At 48.2% G+C, this 11,627-nt stretch carries 10 protein-coding genes and 1 other annotated feature; all 10 genes read right to left on the reverse strand.

Translation table 11 applies throughout. From position 1 onward, the window contains the following. Positions 1-53 precede the first annotated feature (53 nt). Positions 54-280 (reverse strand) — a binding site (T-box leader). Positions 281-323: 43 nt separating this feature from the next. The 10 genes from gltX to BpJC4_RS08780 all read right to left on the reverse strand — a co-directional run bounded on the left by gltX (position 324) and on the right by BpJC4_RS08780 (position 11,439). Further along, entirely contained in the window at positions 324-1,784 is a 1,461-nt protein-coding gene (gene gltX / locus BpJC4_RS08735) for a glutamate--tRNA ligase (protein WP_151680348.1), read from the reverse strand. A gap of 73 nt (positions 1,785-1,857) precedes the next feature. Then, positions 1,858-2,334, reverse strand: a complete 477-nt coding sequence (gene ispF / locus BpJC4_RS08740) for a 2-C-methyl-D-erythritol 2,4-cyclodiphosphate synthase (protein WP_151680347.1) — start codon at positions 2,332-2,334, stop codon at positions 1,858-1,860. Positions 2,335-2,348: 14 nt separating this feature from the next. Continuing rightward, positions 2,349-3,041, reverse strand: coding sequence for a 2-C-methyl-D-erythritol 4-phosphate cytidylyltransferase (ispD, locus tag BpJC4_RS08745; RefSeq protein WP_151680346.1), 693 nt, complete (start codon positions 3,039-3,041; stop codon positions 2,349-2,351). Positions 3,042-3,065: 24 nt separating this feature from the next. Continuing rightward, positions 3,066-4,154: a PIN/TRAM domain-containing protein gene (locus BpJC4_RS08750; protein ID WP_151680345.1), complete on the reverse strand. Its 1,089-nt coding sequence runs from the start codon at positions 4,152-4,154 to the stop codon at positions 3,066-3,068. A gap of 142 nt (positions 4,155-4,296) precedes the next feature. Beyond that, entirely contained in the window at positions 4,297-5,370 is a 1,074-nt protein-coding gene (disA, locus tag BpJC4_RS08755; protein ID WP_172967470.1) for a DNA integrity scanning diadenylate cyclase DisA, read from the reverse strand. A gap of 2 nt (positions 5,371-5,372) precedes the next feature. Next, positions 5,373-6,743: a DNA repair protein RadA gene (gene radA / locus BpJC4_RS08760; protein ID WP_151680343.1), complete on the reverse strand. Its 1,371-nt coding sequence runs from the start codon at positions 6,741-6,743 to the stop codon at positions 5,373-5,375. Between the two features lie 136 nt (positions 6,744-6,879). After that, positions 6,880-9,330: an ATP-dependent protease ATP-binding subunit ClpC gene (gene clpC, locus BpJC4_RS08765; RefSeq protein ID WP_151680342.1), complete on the reverse strand. Its 2,451-nt coding sequence runs from the start codon at positions 9,328-9,330 to the stop codon at positions 6,880-6,882. Positions 9,331-9,346: 16 nt separating this feature from the next. Next, positions 9,347-10,414, reverse strand: a complete 1,068-nt coding sequence (mcsB, locus tag BpJC4_RS08770; RefSeq protein WP_151680341.1) for a protein-arginine kinase McsB — start codon at positions 10,412-10,414, stop codon at positions 9,347-9,349. Further along, positions 10,414-10,959 (reverse strand): protein-arginine kinase activator protein McsA, encoded by a 546-nt coding sequence (mcsA, locus tag BpJC4_RS08775; RefSeq protein ID WP_151680340.1) that lies wholly within the window; start codon positions 10,957-10,959, stop codon positions 10,414-10,416. The genes mcsB and mcsA overlap by 1 nt, the downstream gene beginning before the upstream one ends. A gap of 18 nt (positions 10,960-10,977) precedes the next feature. Beyond that, positions 10,978-11,439, reverse strand: coding sequence for a CtsR family transcriptional regulator (locus tag BpJC4_RS08780; protein ID WP_151680339.1), 462 nt, complete (start codon positions 11,437-11,439; stop codon positions 10,978-10,980). Positions 11,440-11,627 lie beyond the last annotated feature (188 nt).

Below are 11,627 nucleotides of genomic sequence, written 5' to 3' on the forward strand. Positions count from 1 at the left end.
GCCGGGGTCCGGAATCCCGGGCAGAGCCTAAAGAAAGGAGCGCCTCTGTAAAAGACAGAGACGCTCCTTTCCGCGCGGTTCCACTCTGTTTGGCTGTGGGATTTACCCCAACCCAACTTTTTCCTGTTAACGGGCGGCCCCGCTGCATCCTACTGGCTTGCCGTTCAGATCCAGACTCGAAGGTGCATTTCGAAAAAGGAGGGGCTTAAACCACTTTCAGCCGGCGGTGGTTCTCTCTTTGAAGCATCCTTTTCCTACTTCTCCTTCTCATCGCTTTTTCTAATCGATTTTTAACCATATCATATTATATCTTTGCAAAAATGTTAACCAATTAAATTTTGCAGGCGTTCTTTGACTTTGTCTTTGCCAAGCAGTTCAATCAGGCTCTGCAATTCAGGGCCGTGGGTTTGGCCGCTGACGGCAACGCGGATCGGCATGAACAGTTTTTTTCCTTTATGGCCGGTTGCTTTTTGCACCGCTTTGATCGCCTTTTTAATTTCACCCGCTTCAAATGATTCAAGCTGGTTCAATTCTTTCAGGAAGGCAGCCAGCACTTCCGGCACCTGTTCTTCCACCAAAATCGCTTTGGCTTCTTCATCATACTCGACTTCATCGGTAAAGAAAAGCGGTTTGGATAGTTCGACAATTTCCGCACCGTAGCTCATTTGCTCCTGATAAAGCGCAATAAGTTTGCGGACCCATTGTTCCTCTTCCGGTGTCCTGTTTTCCGGGACAAGCCCCGCTTTGACAAGATGCGGCAGCGAAAGCTCCACAACTTTATCCAAATCGAGCTTTTTCATGTACTGGTTGTTCATCCATACCAGTTTTTGGCGGTCAAACAGCGCCGGTGATTTTGACAGCCTGGCCGGGTCGAAAATTTGGATGAATTCTTCGCGCGAGAAAATTTCCTTTTCTCCTTTCGGTGACCAGCCGAGCATCGCAATAAAGTTAAACAGCGCTTCGGGTAAATAGCCGAGTTCTGCATATTGTTCAATAAACTGGATAATGCTGCCGTCGCGCTTGCTCAGTTTTTTGCGGTGCTCATTGACAATCAAGGTCATATGGCCGAAAACCGGCGGCTCAAACCCGAATGCTTCATAAATCATCAGCTGTTTCGGCGTATTGGAAATATGGTCGTCCCCGCGCAGCACGTGGGAAATCTTCATTAAATGGTCGTCGATCGCAACGGCAAAATTATAAGTCGGCATGCCGTCTTTTTTCACGATGACAAAGTCGCCGATGCCGTCCGATTCAAACGACACTTCGCCTTTTACTATATCGTTGAACGTGTAAACCTTGCCTTCCGGGACTTTGAAACGGATGCTCGGTTTCCGGCCTTCCGCTTCAAGCCTTTTCCTGTCTTCTTCTGTCAAATGGCGGCATTTCCCGGAGTAGCGCGGCATTTCCCCGCGGGCAAGCTGCGCCTCACGTTCGGCTTCCAGTTCTTCTTCCGTACAGTAGCATTTATACGCCAAACCGCGTTCGAGCAGGTCTTCATAATATTTTTTATAAATGTCAAGGCGTTCCGACTGGCGGTAAGGGCCGTATTCACCGCCGACATCGATGCTTTCGTCCCAGTCGATGCCGAGCCATTTCAAATATTTCAGCTGGCTTTCAACCCCGCCTTCCACATTCCGCTTCTGGTCGGTATCTTCAATCCGTATAATAAACTTGCCGCCCTGGCTGCGGGCAAACAAATAATTAAATAAAGCTGTACGCGCATTTCCGATATGCAAAAAACCGGTCGGGCTCGGGGCATACCGTACCCTAATTTCATTCGTCATGTCAATTCTCCTTTATACCTGTCACGTTTTGTCCAAATTTATTGTATCATCGTCTGAAACCACAGTAAACCGGTCAGGCCTTTTCCAAAAGCACTGCGGCCTGCGCGGCAATGCCTTCCCCGCGCCCTGTAAAACCGAGCTTTTCCGTGGTGGTGGCTTTCACGTTGATCTGCCCGGTTTCCCCTTCCAGCAGCCGGGCAATCTTATCCCGCATTTTTTCAATATGCGGCGCCATTTTCGGCTGCTGGGCAATGATCGTGCAATCGACATTCGCCAGCTTGTATCCTTTTTGTTTGACAAGCTGCCAAACTTGGGACAAAAGCTTCGAAGAGTCCGCGCCTTTAAAAGCCGGGTCGGTATCGGGAAAGTGCCTTCCGATATCGCCTTCCCCGATAGCCCCGAGGCAGGCATCCGCGACAGCATGCAGCAAAACATCCGCATCCGAATGGCCGATGAGGCCTTTTTCGTAAGGAATCTCCACACCCCCGACGATCAAAGGCCTGCCCTCTGCCAGTTGATGCACGTCAAACCCTTGTCCAATCCTGAACATATTCATCCCCCTTTCTACTTTTTTCCGGCAAGTTTTTTAAAAATTGCTTCTGCAAAATAAAGATCTTCCGGTGTTGTAATTTTAATATTATCATAACTTCCCATCACAATATGTACAATGTGGCCGATCCGTTCAACCAACGAAGCCTCGTCCGTCCCGAGAAAACCGTCCCGCTCCGCAGTTTCATGCGCTTGTTTTAATAATGGCGCGCGAAAAGCTTGTGGCGTTTGCACCTGCCACAAGCTGCTGCGCTCAATCGTTTCCGTTACGATATGGTTTTTTGCCCTTTTAATGGTGTCTTTCACAGGGACTGCTGCAATGGCTGCCCCTTTTTCCGCCGCCACATTGGCGAGTTCTGAAATGATCTTTGCGCTGATAAACGGCCTTGCGCCGTCATGCACAAGAATGACCCCGCCTTTTTCGGCAAGTTCCAGCCCGTTCCGCACGCTGTATTGGCGTTCGCTTCCGCCTTCTGCGAAAAAAATTTTTTCCACATTCGGCATGTTCCCCAATACATGCTTCATGTTTTCTATGTCATGCGGCTGAACCGGCAGAATGACCTTTCTGCAATGCGGGTCTTTTAAAAACACTTCCGCCGTATAGGCAATAAGGGGTCTCTTGTTCACTTCAAGAAATAATTTATTCATTCCGGCTCCCATCCGTTTTCCCGATCCGGCCGCCGGAATAATCACATCATAATCCGCCAAATCCAATCTCCCCCGGGATGCTCATTATAATGCCTTTTCCAAAAGTTTCGGCTTGGCAAAAATCATCCGGCCCGCCGAAGTCTGCAGGACGCTTGTCACCAGCACATCAATCCGCTTGCCGATGTAATTTTTGCCTTCTTCAACGACAATCATCGTGCCGTCATCCAGATAGGCAATGCCCTGATGATGCTCTTTCCCGTCTTTAATGAGCTGGACATTGAGCTCTTCGCCGGGCAGCACAACCGGTTTAACAGCATTGGCGAGGTCATTGATATTAAGCACCTGCACCTTTTGAAATTCGCATACTTTATTTAAATTATAATCATTGGTCACAACGATGCCGTTTGTCATTTTCGCCAGTTTGATGAGCTTGCTGTCAACTTCCTGGATATCTTCAAAATCGCCTTCATACATTTGCACTTCAATCGACAGTTCATTCTGGATCCGGTTCAGGATATCCAATCCGCGCCGTCCCCTGTTCCTTTTCAGTGCATCCGACGAATCGGCGATATGCTGCAGTTCCTCTAACACAAACAGCGGGATCACAATCGGCCCGTCGAGAAAACCGGTTTGGCAAATATCGGCAATCCGGCCGTCAATAATGACACTTGTGTCCAAAATTTTCATCTTCTTTACCTGCTGCGGCTGCCCTTCCTGCTCTGTCCCGCCTTTCCGTTTATGCTGGCGGTTAAAGAACAGATTTACAAACTCTTCCCTTTTCTTAAAGCCGACCTGGAACCCGACATAGCCAAGGAGAACAGTCAAAATAATCGGCACGATCGTGTTCACAATCGGGATTCCCACCTTATTAAACGGAATTCCCGCTAGATAAGCGATAAACAGGCCGAAAATCAAACCCAGGCTTCCGGATAAAATTTCCGTAATCGGGACTTTGACTAAAGAATCTTCAAACCAATTGACAAAATCAACGATATAATTAATAGACCAGAAAGAAATAAGATAAAAGATAATTGCTCCAAGCACTGCTGAAACATACGGGTTGGCAATCAACACATAATGAAAATCAATGAGCCTGTATAAATCCGGCAACAAGAAAACGCCAAGCGTGCCGCCGACCAATACGAAACATATTTGTACAAGCCGCCTTAACATAATTTCACCTCCTTTATTCATTATAAACAAAAAATATCGTTTAAAACGTTCGCCTGAATATTATTTTTCAGCACGGCCCCAATTGGCTTCTGCTCCCTGAAACGGAAATATCCCGGCCTCATAAAGATCACGCTTCTTTCTTTTAAAGTTGGCGGTCAATGAACATTTGCTCTTTAATACGGTAGATGCCGTTTTTTACCTTTTTTGCCCTGACTTCACCAATTCCCTCCACTTCATCCAATTCCCGCTCGCTCGCTTTCATCAGACGGGAGAGACTGCGGAACGCCTGTACCAGGTTTTCAATGACAGCTGCGGGGAGCCTCGGAATTTTATGCAGGATGCGGTAACCCCTCGGATAAACGATATCCTCCAGCCGGTTCGCATGATTGTAGCCCAAAAGCTTCATGCAGATTTGGTCTTCCAGCATCTCTGACGAAACGAGATCCTGGAAACGGCGCAACAGCTCTGCCGGCTTCTGTACCGGCTCATAGGCGTAATCTTTAAAAATGAGCACCGCCTCCTCTTCGATATGATTGAGCAGTTCTTTCATCTGCAAACGGACAAGCCTTCCCTCCGTCCCGAGTTCATTCAAGTACGCCATCAGCTCTTTTTTGATCCGCAGCACCATTTCGATCCTGTGCATTACCTGGAGCAAATCATTAAACGTGACAATGTCCTCGAATTCCAATGCCGTTAAATTGGCAATGCTCTGATCCAGCACCAGTTTATATTTTTCCAGCGTCTGAATGGCCTGGTTTGCTTTCGTCAGCATGACAGGGATTTCTTTCAGCGTATACCGGACACTTCCTTGGTATAATGTAATAACATGCCTCCTTTGCGAAATGGCGATCACTAAAGATTTCGTTTGCTTTGCTACTCTTTCGGCCGTCCGATGGCGCATTCCCGTTTCCGTCGAAGGAATCGAGGAATCGGGGGCAAGCTGGGCATTGGCAATCAAAATGCGGGTACCCGCGTCATTTAAAATAATGGCGCCGTCCATTTTTGCCAGTTCATACAAATAACTCGGGCTGAACGGGCAGTTGATGTGGAATCCGCCGTCCACCAAAGTTTTCACCGTGTCATCGTATCCCATCACGATCAACCCGCCGGTATTGGCACGCAGCACATGATCAATTCCTTCCCGGATCGGCGTGCCCGGCGCAATCAATTGTAAAATTTCGGACATCGTCTTCTGGCAAGGCTCTTTTTCTTCCAATCTCATCCCCCCAGTGCTACTTGCAGGGCTTCCTGGATGGAGGAGACCCCGATCACTTCGATACCCTCAGGCGGCGCCCATCCACCCAGATTATTTTTCGGAATGATCGCCCTTTTAAATCCGAGCTTTGCCGCTTCTTGGACACGCTGCTCAATGCGGGACACCCTTCTGACTTCCCCTGTTAACCCGACCTCGCCGATAATACAGTCATCCGCTTTAGTCGGCTGGTCGCGAAAACTGGACGCCACGCTTACCGCAATCGCCAAATCGACTGCCGGTTCATCCACTTTCAGCCCGCCGGCCACTTTTAAATACGCATCCTGGTTTTGAATCAGAAGGCCAGCCCTTTTCTCAAGCACCGCCATAATCAAAGTAACGCGGTTATGGTCAATACCCGACGCCATCCTCCGCGGCATATTGAAAAATGTCGGTGCCAAGAGCGCCTGGATTTCCACGAGCACAGGGCGAGTGCCTTCAATCGAAGCAACAACCGTGGAGCCGGATGCGCCCTTTGTCCGTTCTTCGAGAAAAATTTCGGAAGGGTTTTGGACTTCTTCCAAACCGGACTCTTTCATTTCCAAAATGGCGATTTCATTTGTCGAGCCGAACCGGTTTTTGACCGCCCTTAAAATCCGGTAGGCGTTATGCCGCTCGCCTTCGAAATAAAGCACGGTGTCGACCATGTGTTCCAGCACCCGTGGGCCGGCAATCGACCCTTCTTTCGTAACGTGGCCGACAATAAAGATGGCGATCCCTTTTGTTTTCGCAATCCGCATGAGCTGCGCCGTGCTTTCCCTCACCTGTGAAACACTTCCGGGAGCGGACGTAATTTCCGGGTGGTAAATCGTTTGGATCGAATCAATGATGACAAAACCGGGGTTTAGCTCATCAATCGCCTGTGTGATCATCGAAAGGTCCGTTTCCGGCAGCACATACAAATGATCGGTATCAATTTTTAACCGGTCCGCCCTTAACTTCGTCTGCTTCGCCGATTCTTCTCCGGAAATATACAGCACATTGTACGCACGCTTTGCCAGCTGCGCCGATACCTGCAAAAGCAGAGTCGATTTTCCGATCCCCGGATCCCCGCCGATGAGTACGAGCGAACCGGCCACGATCCCGCCGCCAAGTACGCGGTTGAGCTCCCAAAAATCCACTTTCGTCCTTTTTTCTTCTTTAGACTCTATAGACGTAATAGGAGCCGCTTTGGTTTCACTTCCAGGCTCAGTATGTAAAAAAAAGCCCTTCCGTTTCGGCGCCTTAATTTCTTCCACCATTTGGTTCCACTGGTTGCACTGCGGGCATTTCCCCATCCATTTCGGCGACTCGTAGCCGCAATTTTGGCAAACAAATTTCACCGTCTTTTTTGCCATTTTAAACCCCTTTTCTTATGTCTATGTTAAAGTTTAAACAAATTATCTTGACAATTTATTAAAATTACATAAAAAAGCACCGCCGTAAAAAAAGGGTACAATCGCCAACCCCATTGTACCCTTCAATATCACGGCATCAAGAATTGGACGATACGGCTTCCGATTCTGCCACACTTGTAAAAGTAAATTCGCCGTCTTTTACATCGACCAATACTTTTTGCCCTTCTTTCACATTGCCCTTCAACATTTCCTCCGAAAGCCGGTCTTCGATATTTTTCTGAATCGACCTGCGCAGCGGCCGTGCGCCGTATTCCGGATCGTAGCCTTTTTCCGCAATTTTCTCTTTTGCGGCATCTGTCAACACCAATTCGATACGGTGTTCTTTTAACCGGTTCGACAATTCTTTCACCATCAAAGTGACAATTTCGTTTAAATGTTTCTTCTCGAGCGAATGGAACACAATCGTTTCATCCACACGGTTTAAAAACTCAGGGCGGAATGCCTTTTTCAATTCCTCAAGCACTTTATCCTTCATGTCTTTGTAATCTGCTTCGACATTATCCTGGATGCTGAAGCCGACGCTCTTGTTGCGTTTTAAAGCATCCGCGCCGACATTGGACGTCATGATCACAATTGTGTTGCTAAAGTCAACGGTGCGTCCTTTGGAATCCGTCAGCCGGCCGTCATCCAGCACTTGCAGGAGAATATTAAAGACGTCCGGATGAGCTTTTTCGATTTCATCGAGCAACACAACGGAATAAGGTTTTCTGCGCACTTTTTCCGTCAACTGCCCGCCTTCTTCAAAACCGACATATCCCGGAGGCGACCCAACGAGACGGGAAGTCGAGTGTTTCTCCATGTATTCGGACATGTCAATCCGGATCATGGCATCTTCATCACCGAACATCGCTTCTGCCAGAGCGCGCGCCAGTTCCGTTTTCCCGACCCCGGTAGGACCGAGGAAAATAAATGAACCGATCGGGCGTTTCGGGTCTTTTAACCCTGCCCGTGCACGGCGGACCGCTTTTGCCACCGCAAGAACCGCTTCTTCCTGCCCGATTACGCGGGAATGGAGAATTTCTTCGAGGTGCAGCAGGCGTTCCGTTTCCGTCTGCGCCAATTTTGTCACCGGAATTCCCGTCCAGCTGGAGACAACGAGCGCGATGTCGTCAACCGTTACTTCGCTGTTTTCCTGGCCTTGTTTTGCCTTCCAGTTTTTCTTCGTTTCCTCCAGCTGTTCGCGCAGTTTTTGTTCGGCATCCCTGAGCGATGCGGCTTTTTCAAATTCCTGGCTTTGCACGGCCGCATCTTTTTCCTTGCGCACTTCTTCAAGTTTCAGCTCAAGCTCTTTTAAATTCGGCGGCGTCGTAAACGAACGCAGGCGCACTTTCGATCCGGCTTCATCAATTAAGTCAATCGCTTTATCCGGCAGGAACCGGTCAGCGATATAGCGGTCCGATAGATTAACGGCCGCTTCAATCGCTTCATCGGTGATCGAGACGCGGTGATGCGCTTCATAACGGTCCCTTAAACCTTTTAAAATCTGGATCGACTCTTCTATCGTCGGCTCGTCGACCTGGATCGGCTGGAACCTTCTTTCCAAAGCCGCATCTTTTTCAATGTATTTCCGGTATTCATCCAATGTGGTTGCTCCGATGCACTGCAGTTCGCCGCGGGCAAGCGACGGTTTTAAAATATTCGAAGCATCAATCGCGCCTTCCGCACCGCCGGCCCCGATCAACGTATGGAGTTCATCGATGAAAAGGATAATATTGCCGGCCTGGCGGATCTCATCCATTACTTTTTTCAGACGGTCTTCAAATTCGCCGCGGTATTTCGTGCCCGCAACAACCGTGCCCATATCAAGCGTCATCACGCGTTTGTCGCGCAGCGTTTCAGGCACTTCGTTATGGACAATCTGCTGGGCGAGGCCTTCCGCGATCGCCGTTTTCCCGACGCCCGGCTCGCCGATCAGAACCGGATTGTTTTTTGTCCTCCGGCTCAATACTTCAATGACGCGCTGGATTTCTTTACTTCGCCCGATCACAGGATCGAGGGCGTCTTCCCTTGCAATCGCGGTTAAATCGCGCGCCAAGCTGTCCAGTGTCGGCGTGCTTACGCTGGCCGCCGCACCGCCCTGCATCGACGCTTCACTGTTACCCAATAACTGCAGCACCTGCTGCCGTGCTTTATTTAAGCTGACGCCGAGATTGATCAGCACGCGTGCCGCAACGCCTTCGCCTTCGCGAATCAGCCCGAGGAGAATATGCTCTGTTCCAACATAGGAGTGCCCAAGCTTTCTCGCTTCATCCATTGACAGTTCAATGACTTTTTTAGCCCTTGGCGTATAGTGGATCGTTTGAGAAATTTCCTGGCCGCTGCCGATCAAGTTTTCCACTTCTTCCTGAATTTTTTCGGCACTTAACCCCAATCCGTACAGCGCTTTTGCAGCAATTCCTTCACCTTCGCGGACAAGGCCGAGCAAAATATGTTCTGTCCCGATATTGTTATGTTTCAAACGGATGGCTTCTTCCTGGGAAAGTGCCAGCACTTTCTGGGCCCTTTCTGTAAATCTTCCAAACATCATCTGTCATTCCTCCTGTTCATTTGGTCTCCTCAAGCCTTAGACGCTCCCTTATCAGTGTAGCCCTGCGGATATCCCTTTCATACGGGCGAAGTGCCCTTCCGGCGTACAGCTGCAAAAATCCCGGCTGCGTTAAAATCATCAGTTCGTTCAAAATATGTTTCGAAATGTTTTGAATATATCCGAGATCAATCCCCAAACGGACATCGGATAAACATTGGGCCGCTTCTTTTGTTTCGATAATCCTGCTGTTTTGCAGCACACCCAACGAACGGTAAACTCTGTCTTCTAATTGTATGTTTGAAGTCTGCATCAATGCTTCCCTTGCCGACCTTTCCTGTGCGATGATCTGCTTGATAACGCTTGTCAAATCGGAAACAATATTTTCTTCGGATTTTCCGAGCGTCATTTGGTTGGAAATTTGAAAAATATTCCCGATGGCTTCGCTTCCTTCGCCATAAATTCCTCTTACCACCAATCCAAGCTGATGGATCGCCGGAATGATTTGGTTAATTTGCTGCGTCAGCACAAGCCCCGGCAAATGCACCATCGCCGATGCACGGATTCCCGTCCCGACATTGGTCGGGCAGCTAGTAAGATAGCCGAGTGTTTCATCGAAAGCGTAATCCACCCAACTTTCGAGCAAGTCATCAAGCTTGCCGGCTTTTTCAAGCGTTTCATGCAGCTGAAGTCCAGGAGAAAGACATTGTATTCTTAAATGATCCTCCTCATTTATCATAATACTAATATCTTCGTCACTTGACAAAATAACTGCACCGTCGTTCGATTCCTCCGCCAGCTGCGGACTGATCAGGTGCTTTTCCACCAGCACCCTTTTTTCAAGCAGCTTTAATTCATCCATTTTTAAAAATTCCGCATGCATGTCATCCGGAAAATGATTCAGGGCAACATGCTGTATTGTAGAAACGATTTCCCTTGCTTCTTCACTGCTAAACAATGATGGGAAACGGTAATTTTTTAAATTTCTTGCGAGGCGGACCCGTGAAGTGAGCACGATTTCCGAATCAGGCCCTTCCTGGTTCATCCATGAGCTGGACGCTTCATGCAAAAAATGCTCCAGAGACATTATTGTTCTCCTCCTTTTCCTAAAGAAGAACTTTCGAGCGCCCGGATTTGGTCGCGGAGTTCCGCGGCTTTTTCAAATTCTTCCCGCTCGACCGCCGCCTGCAGCGCTTCTTTTAGCTGGGCCAGCTTTTTCTTTGTATAAATGGCGCCGCCAATACGGGCCGGTATTTTCCCTTCATGCGCAATATTCCCGCCATGAAGTCTCCGCAAAATTGGAACCAGCTGGTGTTGGAACGCCTCATAGCAGTGTGGGCAGCCAAACCGGCTTGTATTTAAAAATTGGTTAAAAGTCATCCCGCAATGGTTGCAGCGGAGCACATCGGGATTGGGTGCCGCCTCCTGTTTAAAAATTTGAATCGCAGGATCGAAATTAAAGAGGCCGGAGAGCAAGTTATCGAAGGAAAAGCTTTTGCCCCAATCAAACGAAAACATTTCACCTTTTTCCTGTGCGCATTTTTCGCAAAGATGGATTTCCGTTTTCGTTCCGTTTACAATTTTTGTAAAGTGCATAGTCGCCGGCCTTTCATTGCATTCTTGGCAAATCACGGCTTCTCACCTCTGTCGTTACTTGTATTTTAATGTCGTTAACATCGACTTCAGTATTCTGGCGCGCAGCTCATCCCGTTCGGGCAGTTGGATATACAACACGGAACGGTCCATCACACTGAGCATAATTTTTGCCTCCCGTTTGGAAATGACATCTTCCTCTACAAGGCGGAGAATAATTGCTTCCGCACTGGACTGGGAGATGACATTCCCGATATGCACCAGAAGCTGGTCAATCAATTCAGCATCGCTTTCAGGGCGCACTTTCATAATCCGGATATAGCCGCCCCCGCCCCTTTTGCTTTCAACAATATACCCTTTTTCAATCGTAAACCGCGTATTAATAACGTAATTAATTTGTGAAGGGACACATTGGAATTTATCGGCAATCTCATTGCGCTTAATTTCCAGAATTTCAGATTCATTTAGTTCTAATATACGCTTTAAATATTCCTCGATGATGTCAGAGATATTTTTCATCAAAGTCACCTCCTGACGTGATATTTTGACTTTGACTATATTTGACTATAATTATACAGGATATCCTCGTAAAAATGCAACTAAGCAAACTGCCCATTTTTTAGCTTTTCCTTTTTGTACGGATGGCAATCATAGCACTTGTTTAAAATGTGGGGGGTGGGTACCCCGGGGTGTATCAAGGTTGGCGG

The sequence above is a fragment of the Weizmannia acidilactici genome, from assembly GCF_008974185.1.
Classification (GTDB): Bacteria; Bacillota; Bacilli; order Bacillales; family Bacillaceae_C; genus Weizmannia; species Weizmannia acidilactici.